The organism is Pseudomonas putida (assembly GCF_002025705.1).
Lineage (GTDB): Bacteria > Pseudomonadota > Gammaproteobacteria > Pseudomonadales > Pseudomonadaceae > Aquipseudomonas > Aquipseudomonas putida_J.
In genome coordinates this window covers 2,644,082-2,664,043 of record NZ_CP018846.1, presented here as the reverse complement: position 1 = coordinate 2,664,043, position 19,962 = coordinate 2,644,082, and the positions used below count along the sequence as shown (strand labels likewise).

Here is a 19,962-nt window from a genome sequence, read left to right as displayed (position 1 = left end):
CCTAGCCGACCCGCCCCTCACGCGCCCCACTCATGTACTGCTCCAGCCGCCCTCTCAACCAGCGCTCGGCCGGGTCGCTGTCGGTGGTGCTCAGCCAGACCATGGCCAGCTCAAGCGGCACGGTGTCGAACGGCAAGGGTTCGGCCTGCAGGTTGCCCCAGCTGGCCATGGCCGCAGCGGCGTAGTCCGGGCAGCAGGCCAGCAGATCGCTGTCGGCCAGGATGGCCGGCAATGAACTGAACTGGGGCACCGACAACACCACATTGCGCGTACGCCCGATTTCCTTCAGCCAGTCATCCACCACGCCCTGGGTATTGGCCGTTGGCGAAACTTGCACGTGGGGGCGCTGGCAGAACTCCTCCAGGGTCAGCGGTTGCGCGGACTTGTCGGCCCTGAGCACCCGCGCCTGCATGGTACGTAATACTTTACGCTTGGCATTGGCCGGCAGGCCCCGGGTCTGGCTGATGCCCACTGTGACATCCCCCGTGGCCAGCAGGTCGGGGATACGCCAGTAGTCGACATGCTGCACGACCACCACCACATGCGGCGCCTCGGTGCGCAGCGCCCGCAGCAACGGCGGTAAAAGCCCTGATTCGACATCATCGGACAAGCCGATCCTGAAGGTCATCTTGCTGGTCGGCGGGTCGAAGTCATGGGTCAGGCTCAGGGCCGCCGACATCGCGTCCAGCGCGGGGGTGAGGTGCTTGATCACCTCTGCCGCCCGGGCGGACGGCTCCATGCGGTTACCGACGCGGATCAGCAGCGGGTCGTTGAACATCGTGCGCAGCCTGGCAAGCGCAGCACTGACCGTGGGCTGGGCGAGAAACAGCTTTTCCGCGGCGCGGGTGAGGTTGCGCTCTTGCATCAAGGCCTCGAACACCACCATGAGGTTGATGTCGGCCTTGCGCAGTTCATTTCGGTTCATGCCCGCTCCTGATAGTCATCCAACCCACTCAGGATAGGCGCCAGGTCAATGCACCGCCCAGCCCCGGCTCATCGCCCGGTACTTGCGCGGTGGCATGGCGAAGAAATTGTGAAAGCGCCGGTAGAAATAGGAGAAGCTGGTAAAGCCGCTGGCAATGGCAACTTCCGACATCGGCTTGTCGGTGTGCTGCAGCAACTGCCGCGCATGCCCCAGGCGCAGCTCCAGGTAGAACGTCAACGGTGTCGACTGCACATGCTGGCGGAACGAGCGCTCCAGCTGGCGGCGCGACAGTTTCACATGCCGGGCGATCTCGTCGATGGCAATCGGCTCTTCGATGTTGCTGCTCATCAGTTCGATGGCTTCGTTGAGGTTCTGCGGCAAACCAACCCGAAACGGCGGCGCCACCTTTGGCAGCGCCGCCACAGGCTTGTCGGCGGCAACGATCTGCTCCACGCCGTCGAGCAGGCTCTTGCCGTAACGGCCGGCCAGCAGCTCCAGCATCATCTCCAGCGCACTGCTGGCCCCGGCGCAGCTCAGCCGGCGGCGGTCGAGCACATGGCCAGCACGGCTGACCCGCACGCCTGGGAACAGCTCGCTCATCATCGCCCGCCCCTCCACATGGCAGGCGCAGTCATGGTCTTCGAGCAGGCCGGCCTCGGCGATGAAGTAGGCACCATTCCACAAGCCGCCCAGCAGGCAGCCGTAGCTGTCGGCCTCGCGCAGCTTGCCGCGCAGGCGCGGGTTGCGCTTGAGCGGCACGCGCAAGCCGCCGCAGACGAAGACAAAGTCCAGGCTGCGCACCTCAAGTTCAGCGAGGGTCTGGTCGACGGCGATGATGATGCCGGAATCGCTGCGCACCTGTGCACTGTCACCGATCATCACGAACTCGAACAGTGGCTTGGCGCTGACCTGGTTGGCGGCGGCCAGGGTGTCCATGGCGCAGGTCAGTGTCATCATCGAGAACTGCTCCAGCAGTACGAAGCCGACCCGGCGCAAGGCCGCGCCGGTGGCGAGGCGGTGATCTGGCGCCAGGTGGGCGAAATTCCGGTTTCTGAGATGGCTGACGACTGACTGGCTCATGGTTCTGCTCTGCTCGGGGGTTAGTTACTGGCCTGCATCGCCGCCGCGCGTGCCGCCTGCAACCAGCCATCGAAGGCCTGACGGTGGGCGGCGATCCATTCCTTGGTATGGCGCTGGATGTCGGCGTAGGTCTTCTCGCCGTTCTGCATTTTCAGGTTCTGCGCGCTCTCGTCGGCTGCCGGAATCTGCATCAGCGACAGGAACTTCACGGCTGCTGGGTTCTTTTCGGCGAAATCGCGGTTGATCACGGCCTCGATCTTGTCCAGGGCGAAACCGAGGTTCTTGCCCTGGTACATGGTGTCGACACTGTTGTCGCCGCCCGGCAGGTCGGTTTTCGGCACCTGCAACCAGACCACGTCACGCCCCTCGACCAATACGCCAGCCACCCACTGCGGCATCCAGGTGTAATAGAACACCGGCTTGCCTTCCTTGAAGCGGGTGATGGTGTCGGCCATCAGCGCGAAGTACGAGCCCTGGTTGACGTGGATGCTCTTTTCCAGGCCGTAGGCCTTCATCTGGTGGGCGATCACCAGCTCGCAGCCCCAGCCCGGGTTGCAGCCGGTCATGTCGGCCTTGCCGTCGCCGTCGGTGTCGAACAGCTTGGCGATCTCCGGCTTCTGCAGGTCGGTGATGTACTTGATGTGGTACTGGTCGGCGGTTTTCTTGTCGATCAGGTAGCCCTGCAGCACGCCGGGCAGGATGTCGCCGACCTTGACCATGTTCTGGTCTCCCCCGGCCTTTTCGTAGAAGCTGGCGTGCAGCTTGTCCCACAGGTTGACGCTGAAATCGGCATCGCCATAGCCGACCGCCAGGATCATCGTGGCGTATTCGGTTTCCTTGGGCTTCTGCACGTTGTAGCCGAGCTCGCGCAAGCCTTCCAGGGCGACTTCGCCGCGGAAGCGTTCTTCATCCACAGTGGGGAATGACGGGGTGATCTTCACCCCTTCGCCCGGCTTGTCGGCCGAGGCACTGGCATGCAGGCAGGCCAGGCCCAGCGCCATGGCGCAGGTGGCTTGCAGGAAACGGCGGGGGAACTTGAACTCGGACATCGTCGCGTACCTTTTTCTGGTTGTTGTTTCGGGATGCGGCAGATAGAACGGGGTTAAGTCAGGCAGTCTTGCGCCGCCCTTGCGGTTGCGCCGCGCCGCACAGGCGCAGCACCACGCCTACGGGGCCGGTGTGGTACCAGCGCAGGCTCGGGTCGGCGCTGGTGCGCGCGCCCATGGCCTGGGTCAGGCGGTCGAGGAAGATCGCCAGCAACACCAGGCCGACGCCGCCGACGGTCGCCAGGCCCATGTCCAGTCGGCCGATGCCGCGCAGCACCATCTGGCCCAGGCCACCCACCGAGATCATCGAGGCGATCACCACCATCGACAGCGACAGCATCAGGGTCTGGTTGAGGCCGGCCATGATGGTCGAGGTGGCCAGCGGCAACTGCACGCGGGTCAGCATCTGCCGCGGCGTGCAGCCGAAGGCGCGGGCGGCTTCGATCTTGTCTTCCGGCACCTGGCGGATGCCAAGGTTGGTCAGGCGCACCAGCGGCGGCAGCGCGAAGACGATGGTCACCAGTACGCCGGGGACGTTACCGATGCCGAACAGCATCACCACTGGCACCAGGTAGACGAACGCCGGCAGCGTCTGCATGGCGTCGAGCAAAGGCCGGATGATGCTTTCCAGGCGGTTGCTGCGGGCGCAGACGATGCCCAGCGGGATGCCGATCACCGCGCAGAAGAACACCGAGGTCAGCACCAGCGCCAGGGTGGTCATCGACTCGGACCAGACCCCGATCAGGCCAAGCAAGGTCAGGGTAACGAAGCACAGCAGCGCCATGCGCTTGCCCGCCAACTGCCAACCCAGCAGCGACGACAGAAGGATGCCGATAGTCGGTGGAATGCTCTGCAGGGTGAACTCGATGCCGTTGAGCACCTGGTCGATCGGCCAGCGAATGGCGCGGAACACCTCACGGAAGTTGTGCACGAGGAAGTTGAGGGTTGCGGTGACCCAGTCACCCAGCGGGATGACGGCCGCCTGGAACGGGTCGAGCAGGCTGAATTCGGACACGGGGGCTTACCTCTTGTTCTTTTAGTGGCGGCTCACGGACTGCAATGGTGCGTTCTTCGCCAGCACCGAACACTGGCAGCGGCTGTTGAAACTCTTGAAGAAGCTGCGCACGTAATCGTTGGCCGGCTGGTTGATCAGCTCCTGCGGGGTGCCGATCTGCACCACTCGCCCGCCTTCCATGATCGCGATGCGGTGGCCGATGCGGATGGCTTCCTCGATATCGTGGGAAATGAAGATGATGGTGCGTTGCTGCTCGGCCTGCAGGCGCATCAGCTCGCCTTGCATCTCGCTGCGGATCAGCGGGTCGAGGGCAGAAAACGCCTCGTCCATCAGCAGGATCGTCGGGTCGTTGGCCAACGCCCGGGCCAGGCCCACGCGCTGCTGCATGCCACCGGAAAGCTGGTGCGGGTAGCTGTGCTCGTGGCCGGCCAGGCCGACCTGGCTCAGTGCTTCACGGGCGCGGCTGTGGCGCTCGGCCTCGGCCACACCGGCAATTTCCAGGCCGAATGCGGTGTTTTCCAGCACGCTCATGTGCGGCATCAGGGCGAAGGACTGGAACACCATGCCCATTTCCTTGCGCCGCACATCGAGCAGGGCTTTGTCGGAGAGCCCGGTGATTTCCTTGCCGTTGAGGTGGATGCTGCCGGAGGTGGGTTCGATCAGGCGGTTGAACAGCCGCACCATGGTCGACTTGCCCGAACCGGACAGGCCCATGATGACGAAGATCTCGCCACGCTTGACGGAAAAACTGGCATCGAACACGCCGACGACATGACCGGTCTTACTGAAGATTTCGTGCTTGTCGGCGCCGTTGCGCAGCATCTCCATGGCCATCTGCGGATTATGGCCGAACACTTTGAATATATGGTTTACCGATAGTATTTCATCGCCTTGGTACATACGACCCTCGTTATTATACTTATGACCAATTATTGACGGCAGCGCATCGAAACTTTGATACGCACCTGGATTGGCAGGCGGCCCGCAAGGGCGAGCGAGGCAAACTTTTTTTTGCAATGTAACGCGCCCCCGGGCGGGCGCATTGTATATCTGTGTCAATTTGTATTATAAAGCCTCGCTGCTGGTACCCCGATGCGCCACGGCATCCTATTTATTGTCATAACTGTAATATCCGCAGTCCTCGGCCCTGCTCATCATCTGGCCCAAGGGCGCCCTGCCCGCGTGCTGCAAACAACAACAATATTCGGGCGGCCGTGCCATCAGCGCCGCTCCGCTACCGTGTCTGGAATACGATGAACAACCCATCAGGCGCACAGAAACACAAGGGCTACCGCCGCATCATCCCGTCGATGACGGCTCTGCTGCAGTTCGAAGCCGTCGCCCGGCTTAACAGCTTCACCCTGGCCGCCACCGAGCTGGGCGTGACCCAGGCGGCGGTGAGCAAGCAGGTCAAGGCGCTTGAAGAGAACCTTGGCGCCCTGCTGTTCCACCGCGCGCATCGCAACATCAGCCTGACCGACGCCGGCGACATCCTGTTCGTCAGCATCTCCGAGTCGCTGCAACGGGTGGCCAGTGCCTTCGACCAGATCAACCAGGGTTGCCACCGCCAGGAGGTGGTGCTGGGCTCGACCGCGTCATTCTCGCAGTTGCGCATCATGCCGCGCCTGAACCAGCTGGCCAGCGCCCTGCCACAGGTACAGCTGCGCCTGGCCACGCAGATGTTCACCGGTGACCTGCGCACCCGCAACTACGACCTGGACGTACGCTTTGGCAATGGCCAGTGGGACGATGGCGAAGCCACCTTGCTGTTCGATGAAGAGGTCTTCCCGGTCTGCTCCCCCGCCTGGCTGGCCCGCAATCCGCTGCCCACCACGTTGGAGGAACTGGCCGGCGCCGGGCTGCTGGATGCCGACTCCACCTCCGAAGGCTGGGTTGCCTGGCCGAGCTGGTTCCGCGAGAAGGGCGGCAACCCCGGTGCACTGCGGTACAACCTGCGCTGCAGCCTGTACATCGATTCCATCAACGCCGCACTGCAAGGCTATGGCATCGCCCTGGGCTGGGGCCGGCTGGTGGAGCACCTGCTGAACAGCGGCGAGCTGGTTCGCCTGCAACCGTTCGTGGTGCGCCCCAAGCAGGCTTATTACCTGATCGCACCCCATGGGCGGCCGAAAAGCCCTCACCTGGCGGCTTTGGTGCAATGGCTGCAATGTGATTGTTTTTGTATAACCTGAAGTAATGCAACGCGGAAAATTAAGCGCATTGACGCTCTGACAGGGCACTTTGATAATCGCCATCATTAGTTTGGTAATTCAAGAATAAGAGTGCCCGAGGTCAACTATGAGCCGCCCGACGATCAAATCCCATCGCGAACTTATTGAATCACGTCAACCCGGTTTTGGCATGAATGGCGAGTTGTACAGTCGCCAGGATATCTTTGAAACGGATATGGACATCTTCTTTAACAAGCACTGGATCCAGGTGGCCGTTACTGCGGATGTCGACGAGCCGGGCGATGTCTTCACCGTGGACATCGGGAAGGCCTCGGTGCTGATCCTGCGTGACGATGACGAACAGATCCGCGCCTACCGCAACGTCTGCCGCCACCGCGGTGCCCGCCTTAAAGAGCCGGGCAAGTCCACCGTCGGCATGCTGGTCTGCCCCTACCACCAATGGACCTACGACCTGGACGGCAGCCTCAAGCACGCCAGCCACATGGGCAAGGCCTTCGACCCCAAGTGCCGCAGCCTGATCCCGGTGCATTGCAAGGTGATCGGCAGCCACGTGCTGATCTGCCTGGCCGACACCCCGCCGGAAGACATCAGCGACCTCGAAGAAGTCATGGGCCCGCGCTTCGCCCCCTTCGACCTGACCAACACCCGCATCGCCTACGAACTCGACTACATCGAGAACGGCAACTGGAAGCTGGTGATGGAAAACAACCGTGAGTGCTACCACTGCGCCGGCACCCACCCGGAGCTGATCGTCTCGTACCAGTCCGAAGACCTCGGCGTCAGCCTTGAAGAAATGAGCGATGAAGCCCGCGCCTCGTACGACGCCTACCAGGTGCGCAAGGCCGGCATCGAGGCCAATTGGGCCAGCGACGGCCTGCTGTATGAAACCGTCGAGCACCTGCAGGACAGCTCGCCCACGCAGTTCCGCACCCAGCGCATGATCATTGCCGGCAGCGGCGAATCGCAGACCCTGGACACCAAGGTGGCCTGCAGCAAGCTGCTGGGCAACCTGACCCGCCGCGACCTCGGTGACACCCACCTGTGGGGCAACAACGCCTGGGCCCACGTGATGAGCGACCACGCCATGATCAGCTGGATCATCCCGCTGTCGCCGGACCGCACCCTGGTGCGTACCAAGTGGCTGGTGCACCGCGACGCCGTGGAAGGGGTCGACTACGACCTGCAGCGCCTGACCGAAGTCTGGGTCGCCACCACCCAACAGGACGCCGCGCTGGTCGCCATCACCCACAGTGGCACCCAGGACCCGGCTTTTGTCCCGGGCCCCTACTCCACCTTCACCGAGCCCTACGTCGACCAGTTCGCCCGCTGGTACACCTCGCGCCTTGCCGCGCACGGAGTGTGAGGCCATGAGCATGCTGCAGAACATTGCCACGAACGTTGCCAGCCTGCGCGCCGACCAGCGCTTCGCCGACGCCGACCACTGGGCCGCCCATGGTGCGCCATGGCCCAGCGGCGAAAGCCAGCGCATCGAGTGCCTGAGCGTCGTCAACGAAACCCACGACGTCAAGACCTTCACATTCCACAGCCCGAGCTACCACGCCCTGGCCTACGAGCCCGGGCAGTTCCTCACCGTGTCGCCGCTGATCGACGGCAACAGCGTGTCGCGCTGCTACACCTTGTCGTCCACGCCGACCCGGCCGTTCACCTTCTCGATCACGGTCAAGCGGGTGCCGGGCGGCGTGGTGTCCAACTGGCTGCACGACAACCTGCAGCCGGGCGATGCCCTCGCAGCCTCCGGCCCGGCGGGCATCTTCACCCCGGTGGCCGGCCCTGCGCGCAAGCTGCTGTACCTGTCCGCAGGCTCCGGCATCACCCCGCTGATGGCCATGACCCGCGCCGCCGGTGACCTTCACGCAGACCTGGACATCGTCTTCGTGCACAGTGCGCGCACCCCCAAGGACATCATCTTCCGCGACGAACTGGCGCGCCTGGCGCGCAGCATGCCGCGCCTGCGCACGCTGTTCTTCTGTGAAAGCCTGGGTGACGAGCCGGACTGGGCCGGGCCGCTCGGGCGCCTGTCGCTCGAAGTGCTGCAGCAGCAGATCCCCGACTTCATGGAGCGCGCCGTGTTCACCTGCGGGCCCAAAGGCTACATGGATGCCGCCCAGGGCCTGCTGGCCGGCGCAGGCTTCGACCTGGCGCGCTATCACCAGGAAAGCTTCGACATCAGCGCCGATGTGCAACCTGAGCCCGAACCCACGACGCCCGGCCAGGCCCTGGATACCTTCACCGTGCGCCTGGCCCGCTCCGGCAAGACCTTCACCATGGGCGCCGACCAGACCGTACTGGCCGCCGCCAAGAAGGCCGGTGCGGTGGTGCCCTCCTCCTGCAGCCAGGGCGTGTGCGGCACCTGCAAGACCGCCGTGCTCGAAGGCAGCGTCGCCATGAACCACAACGGCGGCATCCGCCAGCGCGAGATCGACAAAGGCCTGCGCCTGCTGTGCTGCAGCCGCCCCACTTCGGACCTGGTGATCGACCTCTGACCCGCTAGCCCCCAGCAACAACAGTGCAACACCAGCGACGCAGCCAGGCGGGCCGCTCGAGCGCCCGCCTGCAACAATAAAAAGGATAGAGCCGATGCGTGCAAAACAAGGCCTTTTCAAAGGCCTCAACCCTATTGTGACGGTAGGGTCCCTCTCCATTGTCGTGGCGTTCGTGGTGCTTTGTGCCGCCCACGGCGACCAGGCCGCGGGGGTGTTCAAGGGCGCCTCCGACGCCATTCTCGACCACCTCAAATGGTTCTACCTGGCGCTGGTCAGCGGCATCCTCGGGGTGCTGGTGTATATCGCCTTCAGCCGCCACGGCACACTCAAGCTCGGCCGCCCGGACGAAAAACCGGAGTTCAGCTTCGCCGCCTGGATCGCCATGCTGTTCAGTGCCGGCATGGGCGTGGGGCTGATCTTCTGGTCGGTCGCCGAACCCGTCCTGCACTATGCCAGCAACCCATTCACCCCGGGCCTTACCGACCAGGCCGCGTCGATGGCCATGCGCATCACCCTGCTGCACTGGGGCCTGCACCCGTGGGCGATCTTCACCGTGATCGGCCTGGGTCTGGCCTACTTCGCCTACCGTGAAGGCCTGCCGCTGGCGCTGCGCTCGATCCTCTATCCGCTGATCGGCAACCGCATCTACGGACCCATCGGCCATGCTGTCGACATCATCGGCGGCGCCGTGACTGCGTTCGGGGTTTCGCAGTCGCTCGGGCTGGGTGTCGAGCAGATCAACATGGGCATGCACCAGGTGTTCGGCACCCCGGTCAGCCTGTCGTTCAAGCTGAGCATCATCGCCGTGGTCACGGTGATCGCCTCGATCTCGCTGGTGGCCGGGGTGTCCAAGGGCATGAAGCGCCTGTCGACCCTGAACATGTGGATTTCCCTGGGGCTGATGCTGGTGGTGCTGGCACTGGGCCCGACCAATTACATCATGAACCTGCTGTTCGAGTCGGCCGGCGATTACGCGCAGAACATCATCGGCATGAGCTTCTGGACCGATGCCCAGGCCGACAGCGCCTGGCAGAAGAGCTGGACCGCCTTCTACTGGCCGTGGTGGATGACCTGGGGGCCGTTCGTGGGCCTGTTCATCGCGCGTATTTCCCGCGGCCGGACCATTCGCGAGCTGGTAGTCGGCGCGCTGCTGGTACCGACCGTGGTGACCATCCTGTGGATGGCCGTGTTCGGCGGCACTGCACTCAAGGACGAACAGCAGGTGCGCCACGCCTACGAGAAGCTGCCGGTCGCCGAACAGACCGCTGCCGGCGCCTTCCAGGGCGGGCCGATTCTGGAAGCCACGCGCAAGGAAACCACCACGGCGATGTTCACCCTGCTTGACCGCCTCGGCGGCCCGACATTGGGCGCGGTGCTGAGCGTGATCATCTGCCTGCTGCTGGCGGTGCACTTCGTGACCGCAGCCGATGCCGGTACCCAGGTGCTGTGCATGCTCAACTCGCTGGGCAGCATCGACCCACCCAACTGGATACGCGTGCTGTGGTGCGTGCTGGAAGGCGCGATCGCAGCCAGCCTGGTGATTGCCGGTGGCTTGCTGGCAATTCAGATGGCCAGCATCGTGGTCGGCTTGCCGATTGCCCTCTACATGCTGCTGACCGGGTACAGCCTGGTGCGCAGCTTGCGCAGCAATGAGCAGGTGTTCAGCGCTGCTATCGCGCCAAAACCCTTGGCCAGCGAACTGACCACCTGATCTGCCTGCTCACGGGCCGCTTCTTTGTGGGAGCAACTGTCTTCTTGTGGAAGCTGGCCTTGCCAGCGATGGGGCGCGTAGCGCCCCGAGCCCGACTCTGTCAGGCATCGCCAGCAAGGCTGGATCCTATGAGTGAACTACCTGTTCCTGCCAGGGCGCTCCAGTCTTGAGCATCGCGTTCAGCCGCACTATCAATACCCGCATGCACGCCACCACTGCTACCTTCGCGCATTTCCCCTGCGCTCGCAGCGCGTTGTAACGCTCGCTGAAGTCTTTGTTATGCCGGATCACCACCCAACAGGCCATATAGAGCGCCCGCCTGACTTGTGAGCGCCCACCCCAGATTGAACGCTTGCCCGACTGCTTGCCGCTGTCCTGGTTGAATGGCGCAACACCGACCAAGGCGGCAATTTCCTTCTTATCCACCTGGCCCAGCTCTGGCAGCAAGGCCATCAGCTTTCCGGCAGTAATCAGACCAATTCCTTTGACTTGCGTGAGCTGTTTGACACGATCATCAGGCAAAGCTGCTGCCTGCTGTGCGATCTCCTGTTCCAGCGCTCGAATTTCACCCTTCAGATAGGCAATGTGTTGTTCCAACCGCAAACAAACACTGATAGCCCGCGCCTGCTTCAGACGCCGCTTGTCATCGTCGCGCTGTTGGACGAAGCGATCCCGCTGCATAAGCAGTTCGCGCAGCAAAGCTCGCTCAGGTGTCATCACCTGGCAAGGCCGTGGGGGCATCACTTCAGCCAGGTGAGCCAAAACAGCGGCGTCAATGGGATCGGTCTTGGCGCGTTTACCCATCGACTTGGCAAAGTCCCGGGCACGACTGGGATTGATCCGGCAAACCGGAAAGTCGGCATCCTGCAGCGCTTTGAGGACATTGCACTCGTAACCACCGGTAGCTTCGAGCAAAACCATTGAAACTGCATACCCGCCAAGCTTTTCGACGAGCAGTTGAAATCCTTTCAAGTCATTGGAAACACTGAAGTTCACACCCTCAGGGCGGATGTGAACGGCAAGTGTGGCACTGGAAACATCGATGCCGACAGAGGAAGACATGGCCAAACCCTCTTAAACTCAAGGAGTGAGAGCGCTTTGGCTTGGCCCACGCTTGTGATTCGAGATTACGGCCCTCATCCAACTGTTCGGGCTCTCGCCAAAGTGGAACGGTGAATGGCAGCTTTTGCTCCCACACGTGCTCAAGGCACCTCGGGCTATCAGCTTGCCATTCACCGCTCTCACTTCAGATTCTATTCCCTCGCCAAGACACAAGCGGCCTTGTGTCGCGAAAAGGGCCGCACAGCGGCCCCCGGACTCTGGTTGCACTGCATGAATTGCTGGGGCCGCCATGCAGCCCTTTCCGACCGGTCCGGCGCCCCGGCAAGGCCGCTCCCACAACGGTCAAGTGTCGTGGCTGAAGGCATTTTTCACATTCGCCTAACCTGATTACAACAATAACCGTGGCAATATTGCATCGCGCATCATTTAATTAATCAAGGCCAGAACTTTCATTAACTTTTGTTTCACATGAAACCCGCATTTCGTTAATTGCAACTTCCCTCCCAACGCCCTGACAATCGCCTCGCTCCGAGCTGAAAGGCAGTCACTGCGCGCCCTTGGCACGAGCTTAAACCTCGATATCAGCCAATAAACTTTTCAGAGGAAGTTTATGAACGCGCCTGCCCCACATATTAACTTCGACCTTCACGAACATATGCTGCTGACCGGTGCCACCGGCTTTCTTGGTGGTTCGGTAACGGCCCAATTGATTGCCAATGGCCGCAGCGCCAACTTGTGTTTCCTGGTCCGTGCCGACAGCCGCGAGCAAGGCCTGGAGCGCCTGCGCGACAACCTGCGCCAACACGGCGTAGCCGAGCGTGACTGCCTGGCCCTGCGCGCCGAGCAGATCATTTGCGGCGACTTCCTCGATACCGGCTGGTTGGCCGAGGCCACACCGCGGCTGATGCAGATCGACCGGGTGATCAACTGCGCGGCAGTGGCCTCGTTCTCGAAGAACCCGAACATCTGGCCGGTCAATGTCGAGGGCACCTATGCCTTCGCCGAGGTAATGAGCCGCTCGACGCGTCTGAAGCGTTTCCTGCACGTGGGCACGGCGATGAGCTGCGGCCCGCAGCGCGAGTCGCCGATCAGCGAATCGTGGGAATTCCCGGCTGCCGAACAGCAGTTGGTCGACTACACCGCGTCAAAGGCCGAGATCGAACGGCGCATGAGCGAGCAGCTGCCGCAACTGCCGCTGGTGGTGGCGCGCCCGTCCATCGTGGTCGGCCACCGCACCCTCGGTTGCCAGGCCTCGGCCAGCATCTTCTGGGTGTTCCGCATGGGCTTCGCGCTGGAGAGCTTCACCTGCGAGCTGGACGAGCAGATCGACGTGATCCCGGTCGACTACTGCGCCGAAGCGCTGATCGGCCTCACGCTCAAGCCACACCTGGGGCACAACCTTTACCATATTTCCGCCGGCCACCAGGCGGCCTGCACCTTCGGTGAGATCGACCAGGCGTTCGCCCATGCCAATGGCGCGCAGCCGGTCGGCGAGCGCTACCGCAAGGTCGATGTCGATGACCTGAAAAGCCTTGCGCAGGACTTCGAGGCACGCATCGGCCCGGCCAACCCACGCCTGGTACTGCGCGCCCTGCGCCTGTACAGCGGCTTTGCCGACCTCAACTACCTATTCGACAACAGCCGCCTGCTTGAAGAAGGCATCGCCATGCCACCGCGGTTCACTGATTACCTGGATGTATGCGTGAAGTCATCCAGTGGGGTGAGTATCGCTACCCAGATGCAGTGGGATTTCAAGTAAGCCACTACTTCAAAGTTTGACACGCTCCCACAGAAAAGCGTTGACCACACTGGATCACCTGCCATTGACCAGATTCGGCGGGCGCTGGCCCGCCAAGGCACTCAACAGATTGTCCACCGCACACCGCGCCATGGCCTCCCGCGTTTCATGGGTCGCAGAGCCGATGTGCGGCGTCGCCACCACATTGTCGAGCTGCAACAACGGCGAATCGGCAGCCAGTGGCTCCTGCACGAACACATCCAGCCCTGCCCCGCGAATCCGCTTTTGCTGCAGCGCCTCGATCAACGCGGTCTCATCCACCACCCGCCCACGGGCAATGTTCACCAGGATCGCCTCGGGCTTCATCAGCGCCAGCTCGCGCGCGCCGATCAGGCCCTCGGTGCTGGCACTGAGCGGCACCGTCAGGCACAGGTAATCCGCCTCGGCCAGCAGCGTATCCAAGCTGCAGTAACGTGCCGCGTAACGCTCGTCCACTTCGGGCCTGGCCCGCGAGCTGTGGTACAGCACGCGCATGCCGAAGCCGCCAGCGCCGCGTCGCGCCAATGCTTCACCAATGCGCCCCATGCCGACGATACCCAGGGTCTTGCCATGCACATCGGTGCCGAAGTGCGCCGGCCCAAGGCTTGCTTGCCACTTCCCTTCGCGTACCCAGCCGGCCAGTTCGACCACCCGCCGCGCGGTGGCCAGGATCAGTGCAAAGCCGGTATCGGCGGTGGTCTCGGTGAGCACGTCAGGGGTGTTGGTCAGCTGCACCCCGCGCCGTGTCAGGTCGGCGATGTCGTAATTGTCGACCCCCACCGACACGCTGGAAATCACCTCCAGCTGCGGTGCCAGGTCGAGCAGGTCGCTGTCCAGGCGCAAACTGGCGCCCAACAGGCCATGCGCCCCCGGCAAGGCATCGCGCAGGCGCGCCAGGCCGTCTGCGGCGCTGGTGTCCACCCAGGTCACTTCCACCTGTTCCTGCAGCTTTGCCAGCAAGGCGTCGGACAGGCGTTTGTACAAGACGATGCGTTTCTTCATGGCAGTTTCCTATTGGCTCATGGCCAGCCGTGGGCCGCCGCGCTTGGCCCGGCCGGAGGTGTGTGAAGTGTTCAATACGGCGGTGAGCGCGACGGCGGTCAGCAGCGCACCCGACATGAACAGGTAAGAGGCGCCCGGGCCGCCGGTGGCGCCATTGAGGTAGCCCACCAGCCACGAGCCACCGAACGAGCCCAGCGCGCCCATGCTGTTGATCAGCGCCATGGCCCCGCCGGCAACGTTGCTCGGCAGGATCTCCGGCACGATGGCGAAAAACGGCCCATAGGGGGCATACATGCACGCACCGGCAACCACCAGCAGCGCGTAGGACAGCCAGAAATGCTCGGTACCCAGCGCGTAAGAGCCATAGAACGCCACGGCAGCGATCAACAACGGTGGCCAGACGAAACGCTTGCGCTTCTGCAGCCGGTCCGACGCCCAGGACACACCGATCATGCCCAGCACCGCCGCCATGTACGGCACCGAGGCCAGCCAGCCGGCCGCGACGATATCGACATTGGCCGCCTGCTTGAGGATCGACGGCAGCCACAGCACAAAACCATACACACCGATGCTCCAGCAGAAGTACTGCAGCGACAGCACGATCACCTGGGGTGAACGAAACGCCTCGCGGTAGTTCTTCACCGGTTTGATGCCTTGTTGCTCGGCGGCCAGTGCCTGCTCAAGGCTGGCCTTTTCCGGTTCGCTCAACCACTTCACCTGGGCAGGCCGGTCATCCACCAGGCGCCACCAGATGAAGGCCCAGAGCACCGCCGGCAGGCCCTCGATGATGAACATCCAGCGCCAGTCGAAGTGCTTGATCAGGTAGCCCGACACCACCGACATCCACAGGATGGTCACTGGGTTGCCGAGCATCAGGAAGGTATTGGCACGTGAGCGCTCGGCGCGGGTGAACCAGTGGCACAGGTACACCAGCATGGCCGGCATCACCGCTGCTTCCACCACGCCGAGCAGGAAGCGCATGCCGATCAGCAGGTAGACGTTGCTGATCATCCCGGTCAGGGTCGCCAGGCCGCCCCAGAGGATCAGGCTGACGAAAATCAGTTTCTTCACGCTGCGTTTTTGCGCGTAGATCGCGCCGGGTACCTGGAAGAAGAAATAGCCAAGGAAGAACAGCGCCCCCAGCAGCGAGGACAGCACGGGCGTGATCTTCAGGTCGTCGGCCATGCCCGAGGCAGCCGCAAAGCCGTAGTTGGCGCGGTCCAGGTAGGCCAGGCTGTAAGTGATGAAGACGATCGGGATGATGTACCACCAACGGCGTGGTGCGAGGCGAGTCGGTTGCATGAAACGTTCTCCTGAGCTTGTTGTTTTTGTCGCAACAGGGCCGGCAAGCCGGCGTTCAGCGGTTCAGGCACTTCTGCGCAGTTCGTGCGCTTGCAGCTCATGGCGGTGTGGCAGGCCTTCCATGTCGCCACGTGATTGCACGGCGCGGCTGCCGCACCAGTTGCCGCGCGCCACCGCGTCGGCCAATGGGCGGCCTTCGAGCAGCGCACTGACCACACCGACGGCGAAGGCATCGCCGGCGCCCACGGTGTCCACCACCTTGGCCACCGCGACTGGGGCGACCTGCCCGCAGTCACGGCTTGTGCGGTAGTAGGCCCCCGCATCGCCAAGCTTGATCACCACCTGCTCCACGCCCTGGTCGAGGTAGAACGCAGCGATGTCAGCGGGCGTGTGCTGGCCGGTGAGCAAACGGCCCTCTTCCAGGCCAGGCAGTACCCAGTTGGCTTTCACGGCCAGGGCGTTGATTTCGCGGATCATGGTCGCGCGGTCGGGCCAAAGCGACGGGCGCAGGTTGGGGTCGAAGGAAACACTGCGCCCGGCCGCACGCATGCCGTCGATCAGCGCATGGGACAGTGCCCGGCAGCTGGCCGAGAGTGCCGGCGGAATGCCCGTGGCATGCAGGTGGCGGGCCCTCAGCAACGCCGGGTCGAGCAGCGCGGTGGAAAGGCGGCTGGCGGCGGAATCGGCGCGGAAATACTCCACGGCCGGGTCGCTGCCGTCGTCGCAGCGGCCCTTCAGCTGGAAGCCGGTCGGCCGGCTGCCATCGACCTCGACGCGGCTGCAGTCCAAGCCTTCCTGGCGCAGGCTGGCGAGCACGAAACGCCCCAACGAATCATCGCCGACCCGGCTCAGCCAACGCACGGCAAAGCCCAGCCGGGCCAGGCCGATGGCAACGTTGCTGTCGGCACCGGCAATGCGCTTGGTGAAGGCGCCGACGCCGGCAAGGTCGCCCGCCTGCTCGGCGACGAACATGGCCATGGTTTCACCAAAGCACAGCACGTCATGTTCAGGCATGGCTCACCTCCTCGCTCAAGCCCAAGCCCAGCCTGGCCAGGTTGTGTACCTGGGCGCGGGTCAGCGCCAACAGGTCATCGCTGACCAACGGGTACTCGACCGCACGCACCAGGCCCGGGCTGAATTCGTCGAACAGCGCCTCCCAGGCCAGCAGGTCGGCAGCCTTCGGCGGCACCGCGTGCAGGCGGCCATCTGCGCTTTGCTGCACGGCCTTGCAGTGCACGTAGCGCACCCAGCGGCCAAGCTGGCGAGCGGCCTGCAACGCGGACTCACCCTGCCATTGCCAGTTGCCGATATCGAAGGTCATGCCCAGCGGCAGGGGCCAGCCCTGCGCATGCTGGAAGAAACGCAGCAGCGGTTCGATGCGCCCGCCTTGTGGGGTCTGGTCATTCTCCACCAGCAACACAGGGTCACCCTCGTGCAGCAGCGCCTGCAGGGCACCTACATCGCATTGCTCATGGTAATGCCCAAGTGAAACCTTGAGCGCCACGGCGCCCAATGCCCTCGCCAGTGCCAGCTTTGCGGGCAGGCGTGGGTCCGGCTGGCCTTGTGCCGTCCACAGTTCGAGCGGCGAGGAATACAGGCACTCCAGCCCTGACGCTGCGATCGCTGCCGAGAGCGCTGTAGTGTCCGGCGCTTCGTCGAACAACTCTTCGCGCAGTTCGATCCGGCTGACGCCGGCAGCCGCCAGCAGTTCGACAAAACTCAACTGGCCACGTTGCCGCACAAGGCTGGCGCCGTAGCTGGAGAGGCTGATGGAAACGGGGTTCGCGTGCATTGTTATTGTCCTTATGAAACCGGTTTCATTTTTTACTTGCAGCAATGCGGGTAGCGCTGCTGCCCGCTGGTCATGGGTGAGCTTGGGTAGAACCTCGGGTGATCAGTGTTGCCTTGAAATCGATGCGTCGAGGCGCGTCGTTGCTGCCGCGCAAGCGTTCGAGCAGGCACTCGAAGGCTGCCACGCCAATGCGCTCGGTGGGCTGGGCCAGTGCGGTGATACCGCTGCCGACCAAGGGGTACCAGTCCAGTTCGTCGAGGGCGATCAGGCCCACGTCGCTGAACAGCCTGCAGCCCGAATCGTGCAGCACACGGGTAACCGCCAGGGTGGCTACGCCGTTGAAGGTGAAGATCGCCTGCGGGCCGTGGCCCTTGCTGGCTAGGAAGGCACCCAGCTTGGCCTGCAAACCGGCGTCGACTTCCAGCAACTGCTGGCGCATGCCGTTGCGGTTGCTGATCGATGCGGTAAAGGCCTGCACCCGCTCAAGCCGCGAACTGGTGCCATCCAGCGGTTCGGTGACCGCAAGGATGTCGCGGTAGCCCCGCGCCTGCAGGTGGTCCAGTGCCTGCTCGATGGCATCGGCGTTGTCCAGGCCAACCAGGTCGACCTTGAGCTCTGGCAGTTGCCGGTCGACCAGCACCATGGGGATGTCGCGCTGCAGGTTAAGCAGTTCGCCGGGGTGGCGGCCGAGGGTGTTCACGATCAGCCCTTCGACGTTGTAGGACTGCAGGGCCGTCAGGTGGTGGCGCTCCTGTTCGTCGTCACGGTTGGTGTTGCATACCACCAGGCTGTAGCCGTGCTGGCGGCAGGCGGTTTCCACGCCATGCATCACGGCCACTGAATAGGGGTTGAGAATGTCGGCCACGAGCATGCCGATCAGACGCGTCTGGCCACGCTTGAGGCCGCGGGCCATCTGGTTGGGCCGGTAGCCCAGGCGCTCGATGACCTCTTCCAGGCGCTTGGCGGTGGCTTCGGCCAGCAGCTGGCGATCGCCGCCGATGTAGCGCGAGACCGTGGCCTTGGACACACCGGCCACACGCGCCACTTCGCTGATGGTCACCCGCTCGCGGGCATAGGGGGGTGAATCGGTCATTGCGGGTCCCTTGTGATTGTTGTCGGGTGACGGCGAATGAAACCGGTTTCAATACAGCAGAAGTCGATGCGCTCGTCAACTGTAGGAGCGGCCTTGTGTCGCGAAAGGGTCGCGAAGCGGCCCCGAAGATAGTTGCTTTATCGCCGATATCCTGGGGCTGCTTCGCGACCCTTTCGCGACACAAGGCCGCTCCTACAGAAAAAGGGGTTGCAGTTACCGGAGTGTTTTCACATCACTGGCGCTCACCGCACTGCCCTGGTTACCCCAGCTGGTGCGAATGAAATTGACCACATCCGCCACTTCCTGGTCGCTCAAGCGCCAGGCGAACGCCGGCATGGTGAAGTTCGACGGTGCCGCATGGGTCGCCGGCACCGTGCCGCCCGCCAACACCACATGGATCAGCGAGGTGGCATCCGCCGTCTGCACCACCGGGTTGCCCGCCAGTGCCGGGAACACCCGGGTGTAGCCATGGCCATCGGTGCGGTGGCAGGCCGCGCAGTTGTCGATGTACACCGACGCCCCCGGCTTGCTGTCGTCGCCTTGCCACAAGGCATCGGCTACCTGCTTGTCGTAGACATGCGGCCTGTCGTTAGGATCGCTCGGCGGCAGGGTCTTCAGGTAACGGGCGATGGCGGTCAGGTCGGCGTCGCTCATGTGCTGCATGCTGTGCTCCACCACATCGCTCATGCCGCCGAACACTGCACTGCGGTCACTGCGCCCGGTCTTGAGAAACTGCACCAGTTGTGCCTCGCTCCAGCTGCCCAGGCCGTCCTTGTAGTCGCCACGCAGGTTCTTGGCGATCCAGCCTTCCAGCGGCGCACTGCCAGCCAGGAACTGCTGGCCATCTGCCGGGCTCAGGGCCTTTTCCTGCATGGTCAGGGCGCGCGGGGTGTGGCAGGCGCCACAGTGGCCCAGGCCTTCGACCAGGTAGGCGCCACGGCTGACCACCGGGTCTGCACCGGCTGGCGCCTGCCAGGCTTGCACCTCGGGGGCGAACAGCCCGCGCCAGATCGACAGCGGCCAGCGCATGCTCAACGGCCAGGGGATATCGGTCGGCTTGTTGGGCTGCGCCACCGGCTCGACGCCTTGCATGAAGTACGCATACAGCGCCTGCATGTCGTCGTCGCTGACCCGCGCATAGGATGGGTACGGCATGGCCGGGTACAAGGTGCTGCCGTCCCTGGCGATGCCTTTGCGTACGGCCTGGTCGAAGTCGGCGAAGCTGTACTGGCCGATGCCGCTGGCGTGCGGGGTGATGTTGGTGGAGTACACCGTGCCGATCGGGGTCTGCATCGGCAGCCCACCGGCAAAGGGTTTGCCGCCCTTGGCGGTATGGCAGGCCACGCAGTCACCCGCGCGGGCCAGGTATTCGCCTTTCTTCACCAGGGCGTCGTCGGCCTGGGCGGCTGCGGTGGCGCCCAGCAGCAGGGTTGCGATCAACAGGTTCTTCATGTCATCGCT

At 63.5% G+C, this 19,962-nt stretch carries 16 protein-coding genes and 1 pseudogene; 5 read left to right on the top strand and 12 right to left on the bottom strand.

The annotated features are described in order from the left end of the window. Position 1: 1 nt before the first annotated feature. The 5 genes and pseudogenes from BUQ73_RS11980 to BUQ73_RS11960 form a co-directional block, all read right to left on the bottom strand. On the bottom strand, positions 2–925 hold the full coding sequence (locus BUQ73_RS11980) for a LysR substrate-binding domain-containing protein (protein ID WP_079228115.1): 924 nt from the start codon (positions 923–925) through the stop codon (positions 2–4). A gap of 45 nt (positions 926–970) precedes the next feature. Then, the gene (locus BUQ73_RS11975; protein ID WP_079228114.1) at positions 971–2,005 is read right to left on the bottom strand and encodes a GlxA family transcriptional regulator; all 1,035 of its coding nucleotides are present in this window, start codon (positions 2,003–2,005) and stop codon (positions 971–973) included. 20 nt (positions 2,006–2,025) lie between these two features. Beyond that, on the bottom strand, positions 2,026–3,054 hold the full coding sequence (gene proX, locus BUQ73_RS11970) for a glycine betaine/L-proline ABC transporter substrate-binding protein ProX (RefSeq protein ID WP_079228113.1): 1,029 nt from the start codon (positions 3,052–3,054) through the stop codon (positions 2,026–2,028). Between the two features lie 58 nt (positions 3,055–3,112). After that, positions 3,113–4,066: a glycine betaine/L-proline ABC transporter permease ProW gene (gene proW / locus BUQ73_RS11965; protein ID WP_079228112.1), complete on the bottom strand. Its 954-nt coding sequence runs from the start codon at positions 4,064–4,066 to the stop codon at positions 3,113–3,115. 81 nt (positions 4,067–4,147) lie between these two features. Beyond that, a pseudogene (locus tag BUQ73_RS11960) lies at positions 4,148–4,966 on the bottom strand (quaternary amine ABC transporter ATP-binding protein); the annotation flags it as partial. A gap of 353 nt (positions 4,967–5,319) precedes the next feature. On the opposite strand from BUQ73_RS11960, the gene BUQ73_RS11955 reads away from it, so the two are divergent. From BUQ73_RS11955 to BUQ73_RS11940, 4 genes are all read left to right on the top strand, one after another. Further along, a complete protein-coding gene (locus BUQ73_RS11955) occupies positions 5,320–6,258 on the top strand; it encodes a LysR substrate-binding domain-containing protein (protein WP_079228111.1) in 939 nt (312 codons plus the stop codon). 106 nt (positions 6,259–6,364) lie between these two features. Next, positions 6,365–7,621, top strand: a complete 1,257-nt coding sequence (locus BUQ73_RS11950; RefSeq protein ID WP_079228110.1) for an aromatic ring-hydroxylating oxygenase subunit alpha — start codon at positions 6,365–6,367, stop codon at positions 7,619–7,621. A gap of 4 nt (positions 7,622–7,625) precedes the next feature. Continuing rightward, the gene (locus BUQ73_RS11945) at positions 7,626–8,762 is read left to right on the top strand and encodes a hybrid-cluster NAD(P)-dependent oxidoreductase (protein WP_079228109.1); all 1,137 of its coding nucleotides are present in this window, start codon (positions 7,626–7,628) and stop codon (positions 8,760–8,762) included. 94 nt (positions 8,763–8,856) lie between these two features. Next, positions 8,857–10,473: a BCCT family transporter gene (locus BUQ73_RS11940; protein ID WP_079228108.1), complete on the top strand. Its 1,617-nt coding sequence runs from the start codon at positions 8,857–8,859 to the stop codon at positions 10,471–10,473. Between the two features lie 126 nt (positions 10,474–10,599). Here the strand turns inward: BUQ73_RS11940 and BUQ73_RS11935 are convergent, their stop codons facing one another. Beyond that, complete coding sequence (locus BUQ73_RS11935) at positions 10,600–11,535, bottom strand: IS110 family transposase (protein WP_079228107.1); 936 nt, start codon at positions 11,533–11,535, stop codon at positions 10,600–10,602. A 610-nt stretch (positions 11,536–12,145) separates the two neighbouring features. On the opposite strand from BUQ73_RS11935, the gene cprA reads away from it, so the two are divergent. Then, a complete protein-coding gene (cprA, locus tag BUQ73_RS11930; RefSeq protein ID WP_079228106.1) occupies positions 12,146–13,294 on the top strand; it encodes a cationic peptide resistance protein CprA in 1,149 nt (382 codons plus the stop codon). Positions 13,295–13,348: 54 nt separating this feature from the next. Here cprA and BUQ73_RS11925 read toward each other — a convergent pair whose 3' ends face one another. The 6 genes from BUQ73_RS11925 to BUQ73_RS11900 all read right to left on the bottom strand — a co-directional run bounded on the left by BUQ73_RS11925 (position 13,349) and on the right by BUQ73_RS11900 (position 19,953). Beyond that, a complete protein-coding gene (locus BUQ73_RS11925) occupies positions 13,349–14,314 on the bottom strand; it encodes a 2-hydroxyacid dehydrogenase (RefSeq protein WP_079228105.1) in 966 nt (321 codons plus the stop codon). A 9-nt stretch (positions 14,315–14,323) separates the two neighbouring features. Then, positions 14,324–15,616, bottom strand: a complete 1,293-nt coding sequence (locus BUQ73_RS11920; protein ID WP_079228104.1) for an MFS transporter — start codon at positions 15,614–15,616, stop codon at positions 14,324–14,326. Positions 15,617–15,679: 63 nt separating this feature from the next. Then, entirely contained in the window at positions 15,680–16,630 is a 951-nt protein-coding gene (locus BUQ73_RS11915; protein WP_079228103.1) for a sugar kinase, read from the bottom strand. After that, positions 16,623–17,408, bottom strand: coding sequence for a sugar phosphate isomerase/epimerase family protein (locus BUQ73_RS11910; protein ID WP_079228102.1), 786 nt, complete (start codon positions 17,406–17,408; stop codon positions 16,623–16,625). Before BUQ73_RS11910 ends, BUQ73_RS11915 begins: the two co-directional genes overlap by 8 nt. Before the next feature lie 70 nt (positions 17,409–17,478). Continuing rightward, positions 17,479–18,501 (bottom strand): LacI family DNA-binding transcriptional regulator, encoded by a 1,023-nt coding sequence (locus BUQ73_RS11905; protein ID WP_079228101.1) that lies wholly within the window; start codon positions 18,499–18,501, stop codon positions 17,479–17,481. A 213-nt stretch (positions 18,502–18,714) separates the two neighbouring features. After that, the gene (locus tag BUQ73_RS11900) at positions 18,715–19,953 is read right to left on the bottom strand and encodes a cytochrome c (RefSeq protein WP_079228100.1); all 1,239 of its coding nucleotides are present in this window, start codon (positions 19,951–19,953) and stop codon (positions 18,715–18,717) included. Between the last annotated feature and the right edge of the window lie 9 nt (positions 19,954–19,962).